Origin of the sequence: Myxococcus sp. AM009 (genome assembly GCF_013372605.1) — a bacterium.
GTDB lineage: Bacteria > Myxococcota > Myxococcia > Myxococcales > Myxococcaceae > Myxococcus > Myxococcus vastator.
Window position 1 is genome coordinate 25042 of the sequence record NZ_JABXEP010000026.1, and the last position, 24687, is coordinate 49728.

The 24687-nt window shown below is 69.6% G+C and carries 16 protein-coding genes; 13 read left to right on the forward strand and 3 right to left on the reverse strand.

Going from position 1 to position 24687, the window contains the following annotated elements:
• Positions 1–180: 180 nt before the first annotated feature.
• Positions 181–789, forward strand: a complete 609-nt coding sequence (locus HV824_RS37280; RefSeq protein WP_255207887.1) for a hypothetical protein — start codon at positions 181–183, stop codon at positions 787–789.
• A 235-nt stretch (positions 790–1024) separates the two neighbouring features.
• Here the strand turns inward: HV824_RS37280 and hflX are convergent, their stop codons facing one another.
• Positions 1025–2437: a GTPase HflX gene (gene hflX / locus HV824_RS09230; RefSeq protein WP_176417794.1), complete on the reverse strand. Its 1413-nt coding sequence runs from the start codon at positions 2435–2437 to the stop codon at positions 1025–1027.
• Positions 2438–2585: 148 nt separating this feature from the next.
• On the opposite strand from hflX, the gene HV824_RS09235 reads away from it, so the two are divergent.
• Positions 2586–3851 carry a DEAD/DEAH box helicase gene (locus HV824_RS09235; protein WP_176423100.1) on the forward strand — a complete coding sequence of 422 codons (1266 nt, stop codon included), beginning with the start codon at positions 2586–2588 and terminating at the stop codon, positions 3849–3851.
• A 68-nt stretch (positions 3852–3919) separates the two neighbouring features.
• Entirely contained in the window at positions 3920–4825 is a 906-nt protein-coding gene (locus HV824_RS09240; protein WP_176423101.1) for an RluA family pseudouridine synthase, read from the forward strand.
• A gap of 196 nt (positions 4826–5021) precedes the next feature.
• On the opposite strand, the gene HV824_RS37285 is transcribed toward HV824_RS09240, so the two are convergent.
• Positions 5022–6578, reverse strand: a complete 1557-nt coding sequence (locus HV824_RS37285; protein ID WP_255207888.1) for a hypothetical protein — start codon at positions 6576–6578, stop codon at positions 5022–5024.
• A 534-nt stretch (positions 6579–7112) separates the two neighbouring features.
• Between HV824_RS37285 and HV824_RS09250 the strand changes: the two genes are divergently transcribed.
• Entirely contained in the window at positions 7113–7532 is a 420-nt protein-coding gene (locus tag HV824_RS09250; protein ID WP_176417791.1) for a DUF1801 domain-containing protein, read from the forward strand.
• 605 nt (positions 7533–8137) lie between these two features.
• A complete protein-coding gene (locus HV824_RS09255) occupies positions 8138–8719 on the forward strand; it encodes a DUF1629 domain-containing protein (protein ID WP_176417789.1) in 582 nt (193 codons plus the stop codon).
• A gap of 480 nt (positions 8720–9199) precedes the next feature.
• Here the strand turns inward: HV824_RS09255 and HV824_RS37290 are convergent, their stop codons facing one another.
• Positions 9200–9553, reverse strand: a complete 354-nt coding sequence (locus tag HV824_RS37290) for a hypothetical protein (protein ID WP_255207889.1) — start codon at positions 9551–9553, stop codon at positions 9200–9202.
• Between the two features lie 964 nt (positions 9554–10517).
• On the opposite strand from HV824_RS37290, the gene HV824_RS09265 reads away from it, so the two are divergent.
• From HV824_RS09265 to HV824_RS09300, 8 genes are all read left to right on the forward strand, one after another.
• A complete protein-coding gene (locus HV824_RS09265; protein ID WP_163778356.1) occupies positions 10518–10931 on the forward strand; it encodes a PaaI family thioesterase in 414 nt (137 codons plus the stop codon).
• Between the two features lie 172 nt (positions 10932–11103).
• On the forward strand, positions 11104–14736 hold the full coding sequence (locus HV824_RS09270; protein WP_176423102.1) for an AMP-binding protein: 3633 nt from the start codon (positions 11104–11106) through the stop codon (positions 14734–14736).
• A 66-nt stretch (positions 14737–14802) separates the two neighbouring features.
• A complete protein-coding gene (locus HV824_RS09275) occupies positions 14803–15621 on the forward strand; it encodes a fatty acid desaturase (RefSeq protein WP_176423103.1) in 819 nt (272 codons plus the stop codon).
• 47 nt (positions 15622–15668) lie between these two features.
• Complete coding sequence (locus tag HV824_RS09280; RefSeq protein WP_176423104.1) at positions 15669–16511, forward strand: hypothetical protein; 843 nt, start codon at positions 15669–15671, stop codon at positions 16509–16511.
• Positions 16512–16592: 81 nt separating this feature from the next.
• A complete protein-coding gene (locus HV824_RS09285) occupies positions 16593–19346 on the forward strand; it encodes a type I polyketide synthase (protein WP_176423105.1) in 2754 nt (917 codons plus the stop codon).
• A gap of 28 nt (positions 19347–19374) precedes the next feature.
• A complete protein-coding gene (locus HV824_RS09290) occupies positions 19375–22659 on the forward strand; it encodes an aminotransferase class III-fold pyridoxal phosphate-dependent enzyme (RefSeq protein ID WP_176423106.1) in 3285 nt (1094 codons plus the stop codon).
• Positions 22656–23030, forward strand: coding sequence for an acyl carrier protein (locus HV824_RS09295; RefSeq protein ID WP_176417779.1), 375 nt, complete (start codon positions 22656–22658; stop codon positions 23028–23030). Before HV824_RS09290 ends, HV824_RS09295 begins: the two co-directional genes overlap by 4 nt.
• 47 nt (positions 23031–23077) lie before the next feature.
• Positions 23078–24658: a long-chain-fatty-acid--CoA ligase gene (locus tag HV824_RS09300; protein ID WP_176423107.1), complete on the forward strand. Its 1581-nt coding sequence runs from the start codon at positions 23078–23080 to the stop codon at positions 24656–24658.
• Positions 24659–24687: the final 29 nt, after the last annotated feature.

The window sequence follows — 24687 nt, forward strand, 5'->3', positions numbered from 1 at the left end:
CCCCGATTTCGTGGGGCAGGCTCACTTCCGGGGGCGGGCCTTTTCGCGTCAGGACTGAATGTGCAACCGGCGCACGCGACGATGCGCCACTCCGCCGGGCTTCCCCAGCGCGGACCCATTCCCCTTCCCAGGAGCAAACTTCATGAGGCGGCTCATCCAGGGACTCTCCCTGACGTCTCTGTGTCTCTCGCTGGCGCTTGTGGTGCCAACAAGTTCTACACGCTGCCCGTCGACTCGAATGACGCCTCGACGACCACGACGTCCATCGGCGTCTGCGCCCTGGAGAGCGGTCTCGCGTCGCAGTCCATGGATAACGCGGCCATCACCGTCACCTACGATGCGACCTCCACGATGTACTACCGTTGCAGCGTGGACGCGGAGCGTGCGCTGACGCTGAAGCTGTCGGGGCCTCCCTCGTCGCGACTGCGCTACCCGCGAGAGACGACGGTTCACCTGGAGGCAGGAGAAATGGGCCTGCTCATCGTGCCGCTCTTCCCGGTGCCTGGGGCGCAGGCCCCCGGCAAGCGCTTCCTGATACCCAGCGCCAGGGGGCCCGCGGCGCCACGCCTGCGTCACTGGCGCGCGCGGCGCTACGAGGGCCCCATCCATCCCGCGATGAGCCTCCTGGGACTGTTCGCGGGCATTATCGCCTGGGGTAGCGGGGTGCACGTGGAGGTAGCAGGGGTGTCGGAGGTGAAGCCTCCTCCACCGCGGCTTCCCGAGGCGCGCTGGAAGGTGATGTGGAAGCCGGGTGCTGAGGCGATTCAGCAGGCCCGCGCCGTGGCCTGAACACCAGGCTCCCATGCGTCAGCGTCGGCATCCGGCCCAGGCCGTCCACCAGAAGCTGGACCCGGCCCGGCGTCGTCTTGAAGAAGCGCCACCACCAGGGCTTCTTGAACGCGGGGAGTCGGCACAGCTCCACGGGCAGGGGCTTCAGCGGGAGGGCTTCCCGACTGAGGCTCGTCAGCGTCCGCAGCTCGCAAACGGGGGGCAGCCGCCAACTGGGGCGCCCCCCGGGGAAGACCTACTCCTGGAACGCCTGGGTGAGCTTCGCGATGGCCCCTGGAAGGCCGCGCACGCGCAGCCGGCTGCCGCTCTCGTCGTGGGACTGGGACACCACCGTGGTGTGCTCGTACACCTCGCCGATGCGCCCCTGCCGGGCGTAGGGAATCACCAGGTCCGCCTCCACCATCGAAGACTCGAAGAAGGCGATGATGTTCTTGCGCAGCATCGCCACGTCGTCCGGCAGGTGCGCGGAGAGCATCAGTGCGTCCGGGTGCTTCGCGAGCAGCGCTTCCTTCGCCGCCGCGTCCAGCCGGTCCGCCTTGTTGAAGAGCAGCTTGCTCGGTACGGCGTCCGCGCCGATTTCCCGGAGCACCGTGCGGGTGACCTCCAGCTGCGCGGCCCACGTGGGGTCCGACGCATCCACCACGTAGAGCAGCAGTGACGCTTCCAGGGCCTCGTCCAGCGTGGAGCGGAAGGACGCGACCAGGTCGTGCGGCAGCTTCTGGATGAAGCCCACCGTGTCGGAGACCAGGATGCGCGGACGGGTCTCCGGCTGCAGCGCGCGCACCGTGGTGTCGAGCGTGGCGAAGAGCTGGTCCGCGACCAGCACCGTGCTGCCCGTCAACGCACGCATCAGCGAGGACTTGCCCGCGTTCGTGTAGCCCACCAGCGCCACCCGCAACTGGTCCCTTCGCGCGTAGCGGCGGTGGTCCTGGTCCTTCTGGATGGCCGCCAGGCCCTCGCGCAGCTCCGCCAGCCGGTCGCGAATCTTGCGGCGGTCCAGCTCCACCGCCGAGTCACCCGCGCCACGCCCCTGCTGCCGCTCGCGGCCTCCAGTGGATTCGCGCAGCCGGGGGGCCAGGTAGTTGAGCCGAGCGATCTCCACCTGCATCCGCGCTTCGTGGCTCTTCGCGTGCCGGTGGAAGATGTCAACAATCACGCCCGCGCGGTCCAGCACCATCGCGCCGGTGGCCTTCTCCAGGTTGCGCAGCTGGCTGGGCGACAGCTCGTGGTCCACGACCACCACGGTGGGCCGGGGCCCCGCCGTGTCGTCTTCTTCCGAAGGTGGAGGCAGCAGCGCGTCCTCCGGCTCCACGTCGCCGGCCTCGTCCTCCTCGGGGTCGGGCTCCGTGTTGGCGGCGGCCTCCCACTTCTCACGGGCCTTCGACATTCGGTCGCTCGCCCCGGACGCAATCACGCCGGAGCCGCCGGTGAGGGCCGCCAGCTCCTTGAGCTTGCCCGTCCCGAGCACCGTGCCCGTGGCCAGCCGCGTCCGCTTCTGGGACACCGTCGCCACCGTGTCATACCCCAGTGTGTGCACCAGCCGGCGCAGCTCCGCGAAGTCCGCGGCGTGCTCTTCGTCGGAGACGCCCGGAAGCTGGACACCGACGAGGACGGCACGCGGACGTTCAGGGAGGGTGGATATCGTCATGCGCATGCTCGTAGCACGTCGGGCCTTCCCGTGACGGGGCGAGTCCACGCCCCCCGCCCCCCAACAGGTCCGGGCGACACCTCGCCTGGATGGGGAGGGGGCAGGAATGCCGGGGGAAGTCCTCCCGGGCAGGGTAGGCTCCCTCCCCATGACATTCGCTTCACTCGGCCTGTCGGACACGCTCACCCGCGCCGTGGCCGGACTCGGATACGACGAACCCACGCCGGTGCAGCGCGCGACCATCCCCGTCGTCTTGCGAGGTGGTGACGTCTGGGCCTCGGCGAAGACGGGCTCGGGGAAGACCGCCGCGTTCCTGCTGCCCATCCTGGAGGCCCTGCGGGCGCGTCCCGGAGGGTCGGTCCGACCGGTGCGGGCCTTCATCCTGGTGCCCACGCGGGAGCTCGCCGCGCAAATCGTCGATTCCATCGAGCGGTACGGCCAACACCTGAAGAAGCCGCTGAAGACCTGCCTCGCGGTCGGTGGTGTCTCCGCCAACCCGCAGATGCTGGCGCTGCGGGGCGGCGCGGACATCGTCGTGGCCACGCCAGGCCGCGCGCTGGACCTGGTGCATCAGAACGCGCTCCGGCTGGACGAGGTGGAGACGCTGGTGCTCGACGAGGCCGACCGGCTGTTCTCGTTGGGCTTCGCCGATGAGCTCAACAGCCTGCTGGCGCTGCTGCCCGCGCGCCGACAGAACCTGTTGTTCTCCGCCACCTTCCCGCCCGCGGTGCGGAAGTTCGCGGAGCATCTGCTGCACGAGCCCACGCGCATCGACGTCGATGACGGGGAGCTGCCCTCGACGGAGTTCATCCTCCAGCGGGCCCTCCAGGTGGATGTGCGCCGGCGCACGATGCTGCTGCGGCACCTGTTGGAAACCCATGCGTGGAGCCATGTGCTCACGTTCGTGGCCAGTCGCTACACGGCGGACCATGTCGCGCTGAAGCTGAACCGCGCCGGCATCGCCGCGACGTCACTGCATGGGGAGCTCAGCCAGGGCGCGCGCACGAAGGCGCTCGCGGATTTCAAGGCGAAGCGCGTGCGCGTGCTCGTGGCCACGGACGTCGCCGCTCGCGGCCTGGACATCGCGCAGCTTCCGGCGGTCGTGAACTACGACTTGCCCCGCTCGACCGTGGACTACGTGCATCGCATCGGCCGCACGGGGCGCGCGGGCGACAAGGGCGTGGCGATCAGCTTCGTCAGCGCGGACACTGAAGCCCACTTCCGACTCATCGAGAAACGCCACCAGCTCGACCTCCCGCGTGAGCAAGTGCCGGGCTTCGAGCCGACGGAAGAGGCCTCGCCGACCCCGCCGCCCCTGGATCCGAACGGCGGCGTGAAGGGTCGGCGCAAGAGCAAGAAGGACAAGCTGCGCGAAGCCGCCGCCGCCGCTCCCCCTTCGAAGCGCAAGCCGTAGCGGCTCCTGCTCCCGCGTGTCCAGCAGGGCCACGCGCGGGTGAGTCTCCCGTGGTGTAGGGTGCGCGAGTGCTGCTCAACGACGGCTACGTGTATCGCGAGAAGCTCGGGCGCCGACCGGGCAGCAGCGCGCTCGCCCATCTGACGGACAAGTATCGCCACTCCTCGGAGGAGGAGTGGCGGGCGCGCTTCGCTCGGGGCGAGGTGCGACTCGACGACGTCACCGCCGACGGCTCGGAGCCGCTGAGGCCGGGGCAGTGGCTGTGCTGGCACCGCCCGCCGTGGGAAGAGGCGGACACGCCGCAGTCCTTCGAGCTCGTGTACGAGGACGCGGAGCTGGTCGTCGTGGTGAAGCCGAGCGGGCTGCCGACCCTGCCCTCGGGAGGCTTCCTGAAGAACACCCTCCTCTCCTTCGTCCAGGCACGATGGCCCGAAGCGGTCCCCATGCACCGCCTGGGACGCGCGACGTCGGGCCTCGTGCTCTTCACCCGCACCCGCGACGCGGCCGTGCGCCTGGCGAGCGATTGGCGCGAGGGCCGCGTGCACAAGCGCTACCGCGCGCTCTCCCAGGGGCTCGCCACCCAGGAGTCCTACGACATCCGCGCGCCCATCGGGCTGGTGCCCCATCCGCTGCTGGGCGAAGTCCATGGTGCCAGTGCGCGGGGCAAGCCCTCACACAGCACGGCCCGGGTGCTGGAGCGGCGCACCGAGCACACCCTCTTCGAGGTGGACATCCACACGGGGCGCTCCGAGCAGATCCGCATCCACCTCGCCTTCATCGGCCACCCGCTCGTGGGGGACCCGCTCTTCGCCGTGGGCGGCCTGCCGCTGGCGGAGCACCCCGGCCTGCCCGGAGACGGCGGCTATCTGCTGCACGCGGAGTCGCTCACCTTCCTGCATCCGCGCTCGGGCGAGCACGTTCAGCTTCAGGCGCCACCCCCGCTCGAGCTCCGCGTCCAGGACTCCCGGCGATAGCGCCGGGGCGCATCCCTTCAGCCACGCGTGCGCGCCGGCCACCGGGTGCCTCGCGATGACCTGTTCGGAAGTGGGGACGCGCCACCTGCGCAACGTTGTTCTGCGCCCCAAGCGGACGTCCCCCGGAGCATGCCCGTTGGAAGGGGGCTCCGAGGGACGTCTTCAAGCCGGGAGCTGCTGGCGCAGGGTTACGGGCTCACAGCATGCTGGCGATGTCCTTCACCGGCTGCGGCGCGGCCTCCGTGTTCGCCAGCGCGCCCATGGCGCCTCCGAAGATCATGGAGGCTGGGTTGACGCGGCCCGTGGTGACAGCCCCGAGGACCCCCTCCGCGGCGCCCTTCACGGTGTTGAGGTAGCCCTTCGCGGCGCCCTCGAAGACGCCCTTGACGCCGCCCTCCGAGTTGCCGATGCCCGTCAGGACATTGCTGACGCCCGGCAGGAACCACAGGTGCTTGCCCGCCTCACCCGCGAACCACTGGAAGTTGTCCTTGTTGCTTCCGTCCGCCTTGACGTGGGTGTCCTTCGTGGTCGGCAGCTGGTGCTCACCCAGGAAGGAGTACCCCTTCTCCGCGAAGTCCTTCACCATGCCGGCCTCGGTGCCGTGCCGCGCATCGCCATCCTTGGTGATGCCCTCGATGTTGCCGTCACCCTTGCCATTCTTGACCTTGTTCGACCGGTCGTCGCCAGTGGAGGCCTTCGCGCTGTCGATGAACTCCAGCACCTTGGCCAGCCGGTAGACGGCGTCCGGGTTCTGCTTCGCGTCCTTCAGGTCGAGCTTGGGGTCGATGCCCGTCTGCTTGCACAGCTCCTTGAACTTGATGTCCTTCTGGCGACCCAGGTTCTTCAGCGCGGGGGAGTCATCGACGATCTGCGCCGCCGTCCGCTTGTCTCCAGCCGGGCGCTTGTCCTTGGCGCTGGGGACGCCGGAACCGGTGGGCTCGGGCGCCGGCTTGAGGTTCTGCAGGCTCTCCGGGTCCCTGGGCAGCCCGCGGGGCGCGAAGGCGGCGGGCCCGCTGACCGGACCCTGCGCCCCCGGCAGCATCGGCGCGTTGAAGGACTGCGGGTGGGGGACGCCGCCCATCCCGAACCCGTCCATCGGGTTGGCGTGGCCCATGGGCACGCCGCCAGCCTGGAGCGGCGACATCGGACCGAAGCCGCCCATCGGCGGGAGCGCCGCCGCCGGACCGAAGCCGCCCATCGGCGGGAGCGCCGCCGCCGGACCGAAGCTGTCCATCGCCGGGAGCCCGGCCCCCGGACCGAAGCCGCCCATCGGCGGGAGCGCCGCCGCCGGACCGAAGCCGCCCATCGGCGGGAGCGCCGCCGCCGGACCGAAGCTGTCCATGGGCGGGAGCCCGGCCCCTGGACCGAAGGCGCCCATCGGCGGGAGCGCCGCCGCCGGACCGAAGGCGCCCGCGGCTTGGAGCGCCGCGGGACCGAAGTCAGCCACCGTCTGAAGCGCCGCGGGACCCAAGTCGGTCACGGCCTGGAGCGCCGCCTCCCGGCCGGAGGTCCGTCCGGGCGCGCCGCTCTGGGCCGCCGCCGGGTTGGAGGGCCGTCCGGGCCCACCCGCGGACTGGAACGAATCCACCGGGCCGGAGGGCCGCGCGGCTTGGTTCGCGGGGTTCTGGGAGACGCGCCCTCCCTTGTCCGGGACGGGACCCGCCGAGGGCGACGGCTTCGAGGCCGTGGGAGAGGACTGCGCAGCGTCCGGACGCTTGGGGGAGAAGGAGCGGGTCTTGGCCTTGCCGATCATGGGGATCACCTGGTTTTGACAGCGAAGGAGGAGTGCTGCGGCGAGTCTGTCCCGCCCATGCGCTGTCTCACTGCAGCGCCCATGCCATCTCGGCCATTCAGCGTAACGTGCTGATTTCACACAGCGGGGATGGCTCCGGGGCCCCCATGTTAGGTGCTGGGCCGGTGACCGCAGTCACCAGGCGGATGGCGCCAGTCACCACCGAGGTGTCGTGGGCTCCAGAGGTCGCGGAGTTGCCAGGCCCCTGTCGGCGTCATCCGGTCCGCCCGCTTCTCTCCGCGCGCCATCTCCGTGAAGGGTCCCCGCGACGGCGCTGGGGCCGTTCTCTTCGAGGCTCGTGAAGGATGCCCTGGCCGCGGCGCCTGGACCTCGACCGGAGCGTAGAGGCAGGATGGAAGCCGTGTTGAGGGTGAGCGCTGGAGCGGAGACACCGAAGTGGGCCGCTGACGGTTGCCGCCTCCCGAGCAGCACGTGGGCAGGTCCAGCTCGCCCCGCTGCCCGCGCGGCTCAAGTCTGGAACCTCTGGAGGAGACCATGAAAAAGACAGGCGCGAGCGAAGGCCCGCCGGCGTCGGAGCGCATCTCACAGAGAATCGCCGACCTGGGGGGCTGGCGCGGCGAAACCCTCGCCAGGATGCGCAAGCTCATCAAGGATGCGGACCCGGATGTCGTCGAGGAGTGGAAGTGGATGGGCACTCCAGTCTGGTCGCACGACGGCATCATCTGCACGGGCGAGTCCTACAAAGAGGTCGTGAAGCTGACCTTCATCAAGGGCGCGTCCCTGCCGGACCCAGCCGGCCTCTTCAACGCGAGCCTCGAAGGAAACACGCGCCGCGCCATCGACATCCGCGAGGGAGAGAAGGTGGACGCGTCCGCCTTCAAAGCACTCATCCGACAGGCGGTCGCCCTCAACAGCAAGGGCAAGGCGAAGCCCTCGAAGAAGACGAAGTCCTGAGGGCTGCCCGGAAGCACGTCCGCGATCGAGAACGCACGGTCTCCTCCGGCGAAGCAGGACGGAAACCCCGCCCCCTGCCAGTTCGAGTTCATCCACCGCTTCGTCCTCGCCCGTCCTCCCGAGGCCGCTCCGCCTGGTCAAGGCCGGCCAGGTGCTGAAGCCGCCGCCGGAGTCCATCGTCAACGCGTGACGGTGGAAACAATCAAGGGGCCGCGCGGCTGACGACCCCCGCTCCACGTCCGAGGCACTCTCCGATAGCCGGGCGCCTTCGAGCTGCATCCAGACCTGCTCCGCGCCGGGAAGCAGCACCCTCCCCTGTGCCCCCAGATGAAAGGCGACGTCCGCCAGTCTCACCCCGGCAGTGCAGGAGTTGAAGCGCATCGGTTGAACTCTCTCACGCGACAACTACCTTGACGCTCACCGGTGGCAACCGACACCGCCCCCCTCGGGAAAGCCCGTCCCAACCGGCCCCACCCCGGCGTATCATCGTTGGGGCCTCGGCTCGAATCCAGGAGGCCCTAGTTCCCTCAATGCCGTTGAACGCCGACAAGCCGAAATAGCATTCGCTACCCAGGCAAGCACATGACCTTTCGCTAGCTCCCCCCATGGCAAGCAAGAACTTCTACATCATGCTGGCGGATCCCCCCTGGGCGGGCCCGACATCAAAAATCATCTCAGGCCCAGACATCCAGGTGAATGACGGACTCCTCCTGAGCAACGTACAACAGGGCTATTCAATCGTCCTGTCCGTAGACGAGAAGGCGAAGAATGTCTCCGAGTTCCCTCCGTGTGACATCCACGGCGCCTCTCGTGCCCTCCTGTTTTCTCAGCGGCTTGTCGAGCTGCTCACGGAGCTCGGGGTAGACAATGTTCAATACTTCGATGCAGATGTTGTCTATGAGCCTACCGGGCAAAAGCTCCCCTACAAGGTGGCGAACGTAGTCGGCATCGTGAACGGACTCGACCTGAACCAGTCGGACGTCGTGATATCCAGCCGTGGAAACGTCCTGGCAATCAAGGAAATGTGCCTGGACGAAGACAAGCTACAGGGCCAGAAAATCTGCCGCCTGCGTGAGGACATCATGCTGATTGTCGTTCACAAGAGCATCAAGGAAGCCGTTGAACAGGCGGCGCTCACCGGGTTCATGTTCGTTGCCGATGATGAATATGAGCCGGGCATGATTTAAACCGAGCTTCGTGAACCTCGAGCAGGTCGGAGAACAGGCGGGCGGAGCTCGCCCACGAGCAGGCCCGGGGCAGCGGCCTGGGTGGGAGCGGCGCCACCACCGCGCGCGCAGGCGTCGCGCCGTGACGCCGCGCCATGAAGTGCCAGCTCGTCCCGCGGGCCTGCGCCCCACGGTGCACCCCTTCGTGCCCCGCTCCAAAAGGTGGGTCTGCTTCACGCGCACCTCGCCCGAGGGCGTCACCTCCAGCAGATACTGCGTCAGGTTGGAGCCCTCTCCACACGCGAACCCCTGCGTGGCGACGATGATGAAGGCCCCGTCCGCGTTGGCCTTCACCGCGCCCTTCTCCAATTGGGTGCAGCTCACGTCGTAGCCCTCCGCGAAGACCCGGAGCAGCGCGTCCTGCGAGGTGTCGATTTCGCCCAGGAAGTCCTGGAGCGCCTCCTCAAAGGTGTGGGCATCCCCTCGCGTCGTCACGAGGTATTACGAGTAGCAGCCCGGCTCGCAGCGGGAGCGAAACCCCTCCTCGGAGGAGAGGGCCTCGAGCTCCGCGTTGCACGCCACCGGCTGCGTGGCGGTCTCGCACGGCCTCCCCGAGGACGCGAGGGGCTGCTCCCGGGGCGTGGTGTACAGGTCGGCGACGAGCCGCAGCTCGACGAAGTCCGTCTGTGCCGCGGGAGAGCGCCCTCCGACCGACGGGCTTCCATCATCGCAGGTGGGGAGTGAGTAGCCTTCCAGGGAAATACCCCCACAGCCACAACCGGTGAGCAGCAGCGGGGACGCCAGTGACGCACTCAGCGCTCGGGCGGAGAGCCGACGCAGTTGATCCAAGCTCACGTAGCACGCCTCTTTGGAAACGACCTCGCCTTCGAAAGCAATGACGATGCCAGGAGCGATTCATTCGAGGAACCCGGGGGGCGCCGGCTGAACCATGTCGGTGTTTTCCACGAGCGGACTCGGAAACCTGAGGTACTCACGGTCCTGGCTTGCGCAAGTCGCGCGGCAGCGGCGGCCCAGCGGGCTCGACATGACGCCGCCCTCGCGCTGGCATGGCGACTCCGCGGGAGCCGGCCCACTCCGAGCCGCGACAATGCCCCGGCGGAGCCCTCCCTGCACCGAGGGCCACGCCCGCCCACCTGACGGGTTGAATCCCAACGCGCCAGGGGGCGCCACGGGGCCCGACCCCGTGGCTCGGATGCGACGCCGCCCAGGCGGATTTCCCCTCCCGGACCACCCGTCGCGGTTCGCAGGCATCAAGAATCCGGCCGCGCCCACGTAATGACATATATCCGGCGACCCCGCGGGTTGACCATACATCCAGACAGGCACGTCTGGGAAGAACCCACCCAGAGCCCTTTGTTCCAGCGAACTGACAAGGCCGGTTCGACAGGAAGACTTGGGAGGTGATGTAAAATGACAGACAAAAACGCACGTGCCGGGCCCTGGCCTGATGGACGACGGAGCGGTATCACTACGCCCGCTCGAAAACACCCGCGAACGGCTCCACGGCAATAACCATACCAATCCACTGATATCCTGATTTACTTGACAAATAAGAATCCACGATTAAATGTATCGAGAGGTCAGACGTCAGCTCAATCAGCGGGATAAAGGGATGAGCGCACGCGCATCCAACGGGGACCGCCCGAGGCCGGTGGCCCTGATGAGCGCCCCACGGTGCGTCCGGCCAGTCTTCTTCACCTGGCGGCCCAGGGTGTTCTGGTTGGTCTAGATTTGCAGGTACGCGCATGCCCTGCCTGTGATAGGCGGAGGGAGCCTCATACCCCAAAGGAGATCACACATGTCGAACCCACTCCACGCCCTGCTGATTGCACAGTTCACCGAAGCGCCGGTCAACAAGCTGCTGGGCGTCACGCTCGAATACAACGACCAGAACGAAGCCATCTGCCGCTGGAAGCGCAAGCCTGACTTCGACCATGGGATGCAGGACACGCATGGCGGCATCCTGGCGACGCTGCTGGACATGGCCGGCTGGTTCACGGCCGCCGCGCACAGCGGGGCCATCGTCGTCACGTCGGACATCAACGTGCGGCTCCTCCAGCCCGCGAAGCAGCAGGACCTGGTGGCCACCGCGAAGGTCATCCGTGACGGCTCCAAGGCCGTCATCGCGGAGATGACCGTGACGTCTCCGAAGGGCCTGGTGGCCATGGCCACCGCGTCCTTCGCGAAGATCGGCGAGCTGCCCAAGGGCTGACGCCCCGCGCCGGAGCCCGGCGGTCGTCCAGACCTTTCCTCGTCCACCGCGACGATGCCGCCGTGCCCACGCCGGGCGCGGCGGCGCCGCCGCCCCACATGGAGTCATGACGCACGTGCAGCCAGAACAACGGGTCATCGAAAATCCAGCAGGGATGGGTCTCGAAGGGGTCATGACGGATTCCGCCGACGCGCTCCGTTTCTCTCCCACGCTGGTCCACGCGCTGCGGCACTGGGCGAAGGTGCAGCCCCAGAAGAACGCGTTCACCTATCTGAGCGGCCGGGATCAACCGGAGCAGCCCATCACCTACGGTGAGCTGGCGCGCACCGTGTTCGGCGTGGCCGCGCACCTGGAGCGCGAGGGCTTCCGCGGCGAGCGGGTGCTCATCGTCATGCGCTCCGGGCTGGAGTACATCGTCGGCTTCCTGGCCTGCGTCGCCGCGGGCGCCATCGCCGCCCCGCTCTACCCGCCGGCGAGCGACAAGGACTGGGTGAAGCTGCGCGCCATCACCCGGGACTGCCAGCCGAAGGCGATGCTGGTGGCGCGCTCCGTGGACGCAAGCCACGCCGCGCAGCAGCCGGACTGCCCCGCGCTGGTCATCGGGGAGCTGATCGCCGCGCACGGCGGCGGCGACCCCACCGGCGCCGGGCTGCCCACGCCCCAGCCAGACGACCTGGCCTTCCTCCAGTACACGTCCGGCTCGACGGGGGACCCCAAGGGGGTGATGGTCACCCACCGCAGCATCGTCCACAACAACCGCATGACGGCCGTGGCCATGGGCAACACGCGCGACAGCGTCATCGTGACGTGGCTGCCGCTGTACCACGACATGGGCCTCATCGGGATGATCCTCCAGTCGCTGGGGCTGGGGGCGCGCACGGTGCTGATGGCGCCCAAGAGCTTCGTGCGCGACCCGGCGCTGTGGCTCCAGGCGGTGTCCACCTACCGGGGCACCTGCGCGGGCGGGCCCAACTTCGCCTACGACATCTGCATCGAGAAGGTGGACGACGCCGTCATCGGCACCCTGGACCTGTCGTCATGGAGGAGCGCCTTCAACGGCGCGGAGCCCATCAAGGCCAGCACGCTGGAGCGCTTCCAGCGCCGGTTCGAGCGCGCGGGCTTCCGGAGCGAGATGTTCTTCCCCTGCTACGGCCTGGCGGAGGCCACGCTGTTCGTCGCGGGCGGGCCACGCGGCAAGGCCCCCACCACGTTCGAGCTGCGGGACGAGCGGCGCGTGCAGACGCTGGTGGGCATGGCGCTGGACCAGGGCGAGCAGACGGTGCGCATCGTCGACCCGGAGTCCTGGACGCTCCAGCCCGACGCGCGGGTGGGCGAGGTCTGGCTCAAGAGCGACAGCGTCACGCGCGGCTACTGGAACCGGGCCAAGGCGACGGCGGACACCTTCCACGCGTACACCACCGACACCGGCGAGGGCCCCTTCCTGCGCACCGGTGATTTGGGCTTCGTCCACGAGGGCAGCCTCTACATCACCGGCCGCATCAAGGAGCTCATCATCGTCAACGGCTTCAACCACCATCCCCAGGACCTCGAGGACACGATCCAGGCGCTGTCGGACGACCTGCGCGTCCACTGCGGCGCGGCGTTCAGCTTCGACGACGAGAAGCTGGCCGTCGTCCAGGCCGTGACGCGGGGACGGGAGGTGGCGCCGCGCTTCGAGGCGCTCACCGCGAGCATCCGCCGTGAGGTGCTGCGGGTGCATGGGGTCGCGCCCGCGTACATCGCGCTGGTCAACGCGGGGATGATCCCCAAGACGAGCAGCGGGAAGATTCAGCGCGGCGAGGTGCGCAGGGCGTTCCTCGACGGCACGCTGGAGGTCCTCCACGACTGGCGGCCGGAGCCTCCCCAGCAGGCCGCCCCCCTCCGCGCCGTCCCCGGGGACGCCAAGGCGCTCCGGCCCGTGGTGGAGGAGAAGCTCGCCTGGGTGCGAGACTACTGCGCCACGCGGCTCAACTCGTTCGTCATGGACGAGCGGCGCACGCTGCCGCCCTACGTCGTCCTCGACTTCGGCAATCAGGGCCTCCTGGGGATGCTCGTCCCGGAGGCGCACGGCGGCCTGGGCTTCACCACGCGCGAGTTCCTGCGGGTGATGGAGCTGCTCGGCAGCAAGGACATGACGCTGGCGCTGTTCGTGGGCCTCAACAACGTGCTGGGCGTGCGCCCGGTGCTGCGCTTCGGCGGCGAGCAGCTCAAGGCCCGGTACCTGCCGGCGCTGGCGCGCGGCCGGGAGCTGGCGGCCTTCTCGCTGACGGAGCCCGGCGCGGGGTCCAACCCCCAGGCCCTGGAGACGACGGCCCGGGCCTCCGGTGACGGCTACCGGCTGAGCGGAATGAAAATCTGGAGCGGCTCCGCGGCGTGGGCCGGGCTGCTGAACGTCTTCGCGCGGCACGTGGACGCGAACGGGCAACCGGCGGGCTTCTCCGCGTTCGCCATTCCGCAGGGCAGCCCAGGCGTGCGCCAGGGCCCCGAGGCGCTCACCATGGGCCTGAGGGGGATGATCCAGAACACCGTCCACCTGGAGGACGTGCCGGTGGAGCCATGGCAGCTGCTCGGCGAGCCCGGCGACGGCATGGCCGTGGCGCAGGACACGCTGTGCTACGGGCGGCTCGCCATCGCCTCCGTGTGCCTGGGGGCCACCCGGCTGTGCGTGCAGCTGATGCTCCAGTACGCCCAGGGCCGCCGCGTCTCCACGGGCCCCCTGCTCCAGAACCCCTACACCCGCGCGGTGCTGGGCGAGGCGATGCACCAGATCGCCGCCATTGAAGCGCTCATCGACCGCGTCGTGGGCAAAGTCGAAGCGGGCCAGGACGTGGCGCCAGAGGTGCTGGCGGTGTGCAAGTCGGTGTCCACGGAGGTGCTGTGGACCACCGTGGACCGCACCATGCAACTGGCGGGCGGACGGGGCTACCTCGAGTCCAACTTCATCCCGCAGCTGTTCCGCGACGCCCGCATCTTCCGCATCTTCGAGGGGCCCACGGAGACGCTGCACCACTTCGTCGGCACCTCGGCGCTGCGAGGTCGGCCGGTGCTGCGCGCCTTCCTGCGCGAGTCCCTGGACGAGGACACGGTGCGGACGCACTACGACGCCGTCCTCGCCGCGCTCCAGCCCGCCCGGCCGGGCGAGCGCGACACGTCCCTGGAGGACTGGCAGGGCCTGCGGTTCGGCGAGTACGTCGATGACCTGGTCCTCTACGCCGCCGCGGCTGGAAGCGGCGTTGACGCGGCGACGCGCCGCTGGCTGCACGAGCGGCTCCAGGCAGCCCTGGCCCGGGTCACCCAGGCGACGCGAGCGTTCCCGGAGCTGCCGGGCGCCGAAGCGCTGCGTGCCTTCGGTGAGGCGCTGGACCGCGACTTCGGGCGCCGGGGCAACGGCACCGCGATGCCCGACGTGTCGCTCGACGCGCTCTTCACCCCCACGTCCGCCGCGCCCACCGCCCCTCCGCCAGCGCCGGCGGCGGCGCCCTCCGCGCCCGTGGTGGCGGCCCCACCCGCCATGCACGTGGTGGCGGCGCCAACCCCGGTGGGGCGCGCGGAGGTGGAGGCCTTCATCCGCCAGTGGATCTCCGGCCGGTGCGCCAGGCCCGTGGCGTCGCTCCAGGGTGACGTGGAGTTCGCCATGCTGGGCCTGGGCTCCATCGACGCCATCGACCTGGGAGCCGCGCTGTCGGACGAGTACGCGCTGACCGTCGACCCCTCCGTCCTCTTCAGCTACCCGAACATCCGGGAGCTCGCCGGCTTCCTTCTGGGAAGGTTGAACAAGAGGAGCGGCGCGAAGGTGGCCGGGTAGTCCGGCCGCTGTTTCCTGGGCGGACCTCCGGGTCCGCCTTCAGTGAACCTGCTCACGAGGCATCCCATGCGGAATAAGCTGCTCCCCTTCCCGGCCGACGGCTGGGCGGTGGTCCTCATTGTCTTGACGTTCGCCGCGCAGCTCTCGCTCTACCTGTTTGTCGACAGCATCGCCTGGCTGGCGGCGGGCGCGTTCGCGCTGGTGCCGTTCTGTCTCTCGGTGGTGGCCTACAACCACAATCACATGCATGTGCGGACGTTCACGAACCAGCCGCTCAATCGCATCCTCGAAGTCCTCATCTTCCTGGAGACGGGCTCCTCGCCGTTCAGCGGCACGCTCAACCACATCGTCGGGCACCACGCCAGCTATGACAAACCCGAGCTGGACACGCTCAACTGGCGCCGACGCGACGGCACGACGATGGGGCGCCACGAGTTCGCCCTCCGCTGCGTGGCCTGGCATTACCCGTCCTGCTTCATGCTGGGCCAGAAGAACCCGCGCCTCCGGGCGCAGTTCCTCACCTGGCTGGGGTTGGGGGTGGCCCTCCTGGGGGGGCTCATCGCCTACCGGCCCGTCCCGGCGCTCATCGTGTTCGTGGCGCCCATGCTGCTGATGCTCTACGCGCTGAAGTGGTCCGCGTACGCGCACCACAGCGGGCTGCCCTACGGCGACGACTACACCGCTTCGAGGACGCACACGGGGCGCTTCTACAACTGGTTCACGTGGAACGCGGGCTACCACGCCGCGCACCACTTCAAGCAGGCGCTGCACTGGTCCCAGCTCCCCGAATACCACGCGACGCTGGCCCCCAGGATTCCCGCGGAGCTGCAGGGGGACGGCTGGGGCGAGGACCTGAAGCGACGCAGCATGACGCCGGCGGCCTGAAGTTCCATCCCGAAACACAGACAGCCCATTCAGCCAAGGAGCCCGAGATGAAGTTCCCCATCGAGAATCCGCGGGAGATTTCCCGCCGCATCGTGCGTGAGTCCGTAGACGCGGACCTCTGGCAGCAGAACGAGGACTTCACCCGGAAGCTCGAGCGCGGCATCAAGGATTCGCGCCTGTTCAACCATCCGGTCATCGCGTCGTTCGCCCGGAAGGAGTTCACGCTCCAGTCCATGGGCATGGTGCACTCAGAGGTGCGCTACGCCTTCGCGGAGCACTTCGGTGACGGGCTCATCCGCCTGATGGAGACCACCGGCGCGCTCGAGCGCCGGCTGGGGGCGAAGGCGAAGATGGCGGCGCGCTTCCTCCTCCAGCTCAACGTGCTGGAGGAGCTGGGCTACAAGCCGACGCCGCTGGGCAAGGCGGGCTTCTGCGGCCACCCGGGCTTCTCCCACTACTGGCAGCTCGTGGACACGCTGACGGCCGTGGGCCACCCCGAGGAGAGCTGGTCCTCCTACGTGGCGTCGCCGGAGTCGGCCGCGGTGCGCAAGCGGCTGCTCGACAGCTTCAGCGACCACCTGCGGCTGGCGGTGGTGCTCGCCGGCATCGAGACGGCGTTCATCCCCTACTACGGCCCGTGGGCGGACAACACCCTCGCCGTCTGCCCGACGGACATCTCGGATGGCTACCACAGCATCCACGTCGAGGATGAGTCCGGCGCCATCGTCGACACCGACCACTCCGAGGACAGCTGGTTCATCGTCCGCCAGGCGCTGACGCCGGACCGCTACGCGGAAGTGGAGTCGTTCCTGAACGACACGGTGGAGGAGTGGGCGCGCTTCGTCGACATGCTGGCGGCGAAGGACCGCGAGGTGAAGCGCGCGGCGTGACGTGACTCAGGCACCCGCGCCAGCGGCTTCGGCGCGGGCGCCCCCAGGGGCCTTCCAGGGACGAAAAGGATGGGACAGCGCATGGCATCGGCCGAGGACAGCAAGGTCGCCGTCGTTGGGGCGGCGGGACGGTTTCCAGGCGCCGCCAGCCTGGACGACTACTGGCGGCTCCTGGTGGAGGGGCGCGTGGCGGCGGCGGAGCCGGACGCGTCGCGCGGGGACCTGTGGAAGGCCGCGAAGGACCCACTGCTGGGCAAGCGCATCCTCACGTTGCGCGCCGGCTACCTGGACGACGTGTTCCGCTTCGACGCCGACTACTTCGGCGTGTCCCCACGAGAGGCCGTCAAGCTGGACCCCCAGCAGCGGCTGCTGCTGGAGGTGACACACGACGCGCTGGAGGACGGCGGAGTCACGCGGGCGGAGCTGCGGCGCGCGAACGTCGGCGTGTTCATCGGCGTGGGCAGCTCGGACTACATGAGCCTGGACTCCGGCCAGAAGCAGCACGTGGACGGCTACTTCGGCATCGGCAACTCGCACAACCTGCTGGCCGGGCGCATCTCCTACTTCCTCAACTTGAAGGGCCCGAGCCTGGCCATCGACACGGCGTGCTCGTCGTCACTCACCGCGCTGCACTTCGCGATGCAGTCGCTGCGCGGCGGGGAGATTGACATGGCCATCGTCGGCGGCGTCAACGTCATCCTTTCGGCCGACCTTCCGCTCGCGTTCTCCCAGGCGAAGATGCTGTCCCCCAGCGGGCGCTGCAAGACGTTCAGCGCCGACGCGGATGGCTACGGCCGCGCCGAGGGCGTCGCGGTGGCCGTCCTGCGGCGGGTGACGGAGGCGGAGCTGGAGCACCAGCCCGTGCGGTGCTTCATCGCCTCCACGGCCATCAACCAGGACGGGCGCAGCAACGGCATCGCGGCGCCCAACGGCGCCAGTCAAATCCGGGTGATTCGCGCCGCGCTGGAGCGCGCGGGCCTGTCTCCGTCGGACATCGCGTACGTGGAGGCCCACGGCACGGGGACGTCGCTGGGGGACGCCATCGAGCTGAACGCGCTCCAGGAGGTCTTCGGCGCAACGCCGGGCGAGCCGTGCTTCGTGGGCTCCGCGAAGGCCAGCATCGGCCACGCGGAGGCCGCCGCGGGCCTCTGCGGGCTCTTGAAGGGCATGCTCATCCTGGAGCACGGCGTGGTGCCGCCCCATCCGGTGGCGCCGCCGCACGCGCCCTTCTTCCACGCGGAGGACTGCGCGCTGAAAATCGCCGGGCAGGCGCAGCCCCTCCCAGAGGGCCGGCGACACGTCGGCATCAGCTCGTTCGGCTTCGGCGGGTCCAACGCCCATGTCGTGCTGGAGCGCCACGCCGCCCGGGAGCGTGAAGCGTCCGAGTCCGGACGCCCCGTGCTGCTGCCGCTGTCGAGCCACTTCGCGCAAGGGCTGAAGGAGGACGCGCTCGCGCTCGCGGCCCACCTGGCCACGTCGGCGGGGCCGCTCGAGGCGGTCTCCGACACGCTGATGGTCGCCCGGGAGCACCTGGCGCACCGCCGCGCCGTCGTCGTGAGGACGCGCGAGGAGGCCCTCCGCGCCCTCCGCGAGGTCCGGCCCCGCGCCGAGCCGTTGCCCGTCCAGCCAGGCGGGAGGCCGAAGGTGGCCTTCATGTTCACCGGCCAGGGCTCGCAGTTCCTTGGCATGGGCCAATCGCTGTACGCGTCCTTCGCGCCGTTCCGGGACGCGTTCGACCGCTGCGACGCGCTGGCTCGCGAGCAGGCGGGCGTGTCGCTGGCGCACCTCGTGTACGAGCCGTCCGCCGGGGGCGATGAGCGCCTGACGTCCGACACCCACGCGGCGCAGCTCTCCCTGTTCGCGTTCGAGTACGCGCTCGCGAGCACGTGGATGGCGCTGGGCCTGACTCCGGACTTCGCCATCGGACATAGCCTTGGAGAGCTGGTGGCGCACACCGTCGCGGGCTCGCTGTCCCTCGCGGATGGCGTGGCGCTGGTCCACGAGCGCGGGCGGCTGATGCAGTCGGTGCCACACGACGGCGCGATGGTGGCGGTGTCGCTCGACCCCAGGTCGCTGGAGGCGCTGCTGCGGGAGTTGGGGGAGCCGCTCCACCTCGCCGCCATCAATGGCAGGCAGCGCGTCGTGGTCAGCGGGGAGCGGCCGGCCGTGGCGCGCCTGGAGCAGCGCCTGGAGCGGGCGCGCGTGCGGTTCCGCAAGCTGCGGACACGCCATGCCTTCCACTCCCCCGTCTTCGACGAGGCCGCGGCCCGGCTGGCGGAGCGTTCGCGGAGCCTCCCGCTCCACGCCGGGACGTTCCCCGTGGTGGGGAACCTCGATGGCGCGGTGGTGGCTCCGGGCTCTCTGGGCGGCGACTACTGGGGACGGCACATCGCCAGGCCCGTGCTGTTCGCCGCGGGGGCCGAGACGCTGGTCGGCCTGGGCGCGCGCGTGTTCCTGGAGGTGGGCCCGGACCGGGTGCTGTCCTCACTTGTCGCGGCGGACCACGGCGCGCGGGTGAGCGCCGTGAGCAGCGGGGTCCGCGGCCGGGACAGCGAGGAGTGCCTGCTCGCCGCGGTCGGGGCGCTGCATGAGCTGGGGCTGGACCTGGACTTCGCGCCGCTGTGTCACTCCGCGCCGCCTCGACGGGTGTCGCTTCCGGCCCGGCGCATGGAGAACAAGCGGTACTGGACGGCGAGCAGCGCGGAGGCGGGCGCGGCCGTCCCGGAGCGGAGCGAGCCGCTGGCGCCCGGCGAGGCGGAGCCGTCGCTCCAGGCCGTCATCGACCGGCAGCTCCACGTGATGCGCCAGCAGCTCGCGCTGCTGGGCGACCCGTAACCTTCCTTGAGTCCCGATGGGAACTGACATGAGCAACGAGACGTCCAGCAACGACGCGGTGTCCCGCATCCAGGCCCTGGTGCTGCGCGAGGTCGCGTACTGCCTCAAGCAGGCGCCGGAGAACGTCGATCCCCACCTGCCCTTCGCCGACATGGGCGCGGACTCGTTGATCCTCCTGGAGGTCATCCAGGAGCTCAACGCGCGCTTCCAGGTCTCGCTCACGGTCCTGGAGATCTACGAGAAGGTCAACACCGTGGACCGGCTCGCCCGCTTCATCCACGAGCACCGCGCGCACGAGGAGGCCGCCCCCACCGTCCAGGCCCAGGCGCCCGAGCCCCTGGGCCTCCCCGAAGTCCCGGAGGTGGACCTGGCGCCCCGGCCCCGCGGCGGCAAGAGCCAGGACCTAGAGGACATCGTCCGGCACCAGCTCGACTTGATGGACCGGCAGCTGGCCCTGCTGAGCCGCAAGCCCGTGACGGCGGCGAAGGCTTCCGCGCCCCAGCGGTCCCCGCGCTCGGAGGAGCGCCCCGCCTCCGCGCCAGCCCTCGCCGCGTCAGCGCCCCCCACGGGCAAGCCCGAGGCCGACCGCTTCAGCGCGTTCTCCGTGAAGCTGGGCAAGGACGAGCGCGAGGAGGACGCGGAGAAGGCCGGCTACATCCAGCGCCTCACGGACCGCGTGGCGAAGAAGGCGCCGGAGTCCAAGCGGCTGGCGCAGCACTACCGCCAGCCCCTGGCCGACAACCGCGTCTCCGCGGGCTTCCGTCCGCTCCTGAAGGAGATGGTGTTTCCCATCGTCGCGGAGCAGGCGCGAGGCGCTCACGTCACGGACGTCGACGGCAACACGTACCTCGACTTCACGATGGGCTTCGGCGCGCACTTCTTCGGCCACTCGCCGGACTTCATCACCACCGCCGTCCAGGCGCAGCTCGGGCGCGGGATGCCCATTGGGCCGCAGTCTCCGCTGGCGGGGCGTGTGGCGGCGCTCATCTGCGAGCTGACGGGCCATGCCCGCGTGACGTTCTGCAACTCCGGCACGGAGGCGACGATGACGGCGCTGCGCCTCGCCCGCGCCAAGACGGGGCGGGACAAGGTCGTCATCTTCCGCAACTCCTACCACGGCACGTTCGACGCGTTCCTCGCCCGGGGCAACGCCTCCAGCGACGAGAGCCGCCCCGCGAGCCTGGGGACGACGGCCTCGCTGGTCCGGGACACGGTGGTCCTGGACTACTGCGAGCAGAGCGCGCTCGACTACATCGCGAAGCACGCGAAGGAGCTTGGCGCGGTGATGGTGGAGCCGGTGCAGAGCCGGGCTCCGGGCATGCAGCCCGCGGCGTTCCTGAAGCAGCTGCGCGAGCTTACCCAGGAGAAGGACATCGCGCTCGTCTTCGACGAGGTCATCTCCGGCTTCCGCTGCGCCAAGGGCGGCGCGCAGCAGTACTTCGGCGTCCAGGCCGACCTCTGCGCCTACGGCAAGGTCGTGGGCGGCGGGATGCCCATTGGTGTCGTCGCGGGCAGCGCCGCGTTCATGGACGGGCTCGACGGAGGCTTCTGGCGATACGGCGACGCGAGCTTCCCCAGCACGCCGACCATCTTCTTCGCCGGAACCTTCTCCAAGCACCCGCTGACCATGGCGGCGTCGCTGGCCGTGCTGGAGCACCTCCAGGAGGCGGACGACCAGCTCTACCGCGCGTTGAACGAGCGCACCGAGCGGCTGGCCACCCAGCTCAACGCCGCGTTCGACGAGGAGGGCGCGGACGTGGCGGTGGAGTCCTTCTCGTCGCTGTTCCGCTTCGCGTCGAAGGGCAACCTGGACCTCTTCTATTACAGGCTCCTGGACGCGGGGTACTTCATCTGGGAGGGGCGCAACTGCTTCCTGTCCACCGCCCACACCGACGCGGAGCTCGCCCGCTTCGTCGAGTCCGTGCGGGAGATCGCCCGGGAGCTCGTCGCGCTGAAGCTCCTGCCACTCCGTGACGGTGGCAGGGCGCTCCCGCCCGCGGAGCAGCCGGTGTCGGACGCCCAGCAGCGCTTCCTCCAGCTCGTGCGGAGCGGGCCCGAGGGGTCCGTCACCTGCAACCTCTGCTACGGGCTGCGCTTCGACGCGGCGGTGGACCTGGAGCGGCTGTCGCGGGCCGTCCAGACCGTCCTCCGCGGCCAGGACGCCCTCTGGTATTGCCTCGACGTGGAGCAAGGGACGCAGAAGCCGCGTCCCGTGGCGGAGCGCCAGGTCCCCATCGAGCAAGCCGACGTCTCGCGGCGCTCGACGGAGCCGGGCGTCATCGAGCGCCTGATGGCGGCCCAGCAGCAGACGCCGCTGGCCCCCGAGTCCGGGGTGAACGTCCGCGCCCACCTCACCCGGTTCGAGGATGGGGTGACGCTGTTCAGCCTGTGCGTGCACCACCTGGTCTGCGACGGCTGGGCGCTGGTGTCGCTGTTCGAGCGCATCGCGGCCCTCTACAACGGCGACACGGCCATGGGAGCGAACGTGCCCTACTCGCGCTGGCGCGAGCACGAGGCGCGCTACCGCCAGGGTGGGCAGTACGCGGCCGACCAGCGATTCTGGAAGGAAGCCATCGACGCCATCGCGAGCTACCAGCGGAGCCACACCTACGGCGAGCTCCGGCACCAGGGCACCGTCGGAGGCCGCCCGGGAGGCCGTGCGCGGCTGAGCCTGGGCGAGCCGCTGACGGCCCTGTTCAAGGCGCAGGCGAAGGAGGACGGGGTGACGCCGTTCACCGCGCTGCTCGCGGGCTTCCAGGTGTTCCTGAACCGGGCCTACCGGACGCGACTGCCGGTGGTGGGCATCCCGTTCGCGAACCGGACGACGCGGGAGCTCAAGCAGACAGTCGGAACGTGCGTGAACCTGCTGCCGCTGCTGCCCGCGCACGGCGCGGACGCGACCTTCGACGCGAGCCTCGCGCGGACCCGGAGCCAGATGAAGGAGCTGTTCAAGCACGCCGGCTTCCCCTACGCGGAGCTGTGTGAGCAGTACCGCGCCGTGATGCCGGAGGCCCAGGGGAGCCCGGTCGAAGTGACGTTCAACGTGGAGCCGGTGAGTCAGCTCCCGAGCTTCGGCGGTCAGCCGCCGGAGCTGGTCTCCGCGGTGAATGACTGGATTGAGTTCGACCTGAGCTGCAACGTCTTCGTGCTCCCGACGGACATCACCCTGGAGCTGGACTACGACACCCGCCTGTTCGCCGAGGATGCCGTGTACGGGCTGCTCAACCTGTACTCGAAGATCGTGGAGAACTACGCGAGGCGGGCCGACACCGCGCGCCGGACGAGCGGCCCGGCGGCACTGGGGGCCGCATGAACGCGCTCGTGGGGCTTCGCGACCGGCTCACCCTGACGCCACCGTCCGCGCGACAGGGGCTGCTGGTGGAGGCCATCCTCCAGGTCCTCTGCGACGAGCTGGGCTGCGACCCGAACGAGCTGCACCCGCGGTCCCGGTTCGAGACGCTGGGCGTCGACTCGAAGCGGGCGCTGGAGTTCAAGGAGGTCCTCGAGGAGGAGCTGGGCTGCGCGCTGCGCACGACGCTGCTGTTCGACTACCCCAGCCCGGAGAGCCTGGCCGGGCATGTCGTGGACGTGGCGTTTGGTGAAGCCACGCCGGAGGGCGCGTCCGAGCTCCAGGAGTCACCCGAGGAGCGGCTCCGCCGGAAGCTGACGAAGTACGACCTCTGAGCCGTTCCTCCGCATTCCACGCGGGCCTCACCCGAGAGAGAACTCCCATGCTGGAGCATTACGCCGCCATCGAGACGCTGGCCGACATCCCGGACCTCCACGCCCGCGCCACACCCGGGCACACCGCGCTCATCGCCGATGAGCGCAGGGTGAGCTACGCCACGCTGGCCGACCGCAGTGACCGCGTCGCCAACGCCCTGGTCGCGGAGGGACTTCCGCGTCAGGCCCGGGTCGCGCTGCTGGGCACCGACAGCGAGGCGTCCTACGAGCTGCTGTTTGGCTGCGCGAAGGCGGGCATGGTGCTGCTCAGCATCAACTGGAAGCTGGAGGCGAGCGAGCTGGCCTACATCGTCCAGGACTCGGACGCCGAGCTCCTCTTCATCACCCAGCAGATGGTGCCCCTGGTGGAGGACGTCCTGCCGTCATGCCCCAGGCTGAAGCGGCTCATCGTGCTCGACGGGTCCTCCGAGCGGCACGCCCTCTACCCGGCGTGGCGCGACGCACACCCGGCCCGGCGAGGAGCCCTGCCGCTCCAGAGCCACGAAGCGGTGGTGCAGGTCTACACGAGCGGCACCAGCGGGAGGCCCAAGGGGGTGGTGCTGTCGCACGGCTGCTTCCTGGACGTCATCCGCGAAGTGGTGCGCGCCGGGGACGAGCTCATCGACTGGAAGACAGGGGACATCACGCTGCTGGCGCTGCCGACGTTCCACGTGGGCGGCCTGTGGTTCGGAGTCCACGGCCTGGTCAACGGCGCGACGAACGTCATCATGAAGGCGTTCACCGGCGCGTCCGCGCTGGAGCTCATCGAAAAGCACGCCATCACCAAGGTCGCCTTCGTGCCGGCGATGGTGCGCTTCATGCTGTCGGAGCCAGCGAGCCGGACGGCGGACCTGTCCTCGGTGGACCAGCTCGTCTACGGAGGCTCGCCGATGCCCCGGCCCCTGCTGGAGCGGGCGCGCGCCCTGTTCAAGTGCCGCTTCACGCAGAACTACGGCCTGTCGGAGACCACGAACATGGCGGTGTTCATGCCCGCCGCCGAGCACGAGGACCCGGCCAACCCACGGCTGAAGGCGGCGGGCCGCCCGCTGCGGGGCGTCTCGGTGCGCATCCTGGCCCCGGACGGCCGCGAGCTGCCTCCAGGCCAGACGGGGGAGATTGCCTTCAAGACCGCGGGGCACATGCTGGAGTACTGGAAGCTCCCGGAGGAGACGCGCAGGACGCTGGTGGATGGGTGGGTCCACACAGGTGACGCGGGCTTCGTGGATGAGGACGGCTTCGTCTACGTCACCGACCGCATCAAGGACCTGATCATCTCCGCGGGAGAGAACATCTACCCGGCGGAGCTGGAGCGCATCCTCGTGCAGCACGAGGAGCTCGCGGACGTGGCGGTGATTGGCGTGCCCGATGACCGCTGGGGAGAGCTGCCCATCGCCATCGCGGTGCGCAAGCCGGGCTCGGCCGTGACGAAGGCGGACGTGCTGGCGTTCGCGCGCAAGCACCTGGCGAGCTTCAAGATGATCAGGACGGTGGAGTTCGTCGACGCCCTGCCCAGGAATCCGAGCGGCAAGGTCCTGAAGCGCGTGCTGCGCGAGCCGTACTGGGCCGGCCGCGAGAAGCGCGTCAACTGACCGGCCTGCGGGCCAGCGGGAGCCAACAC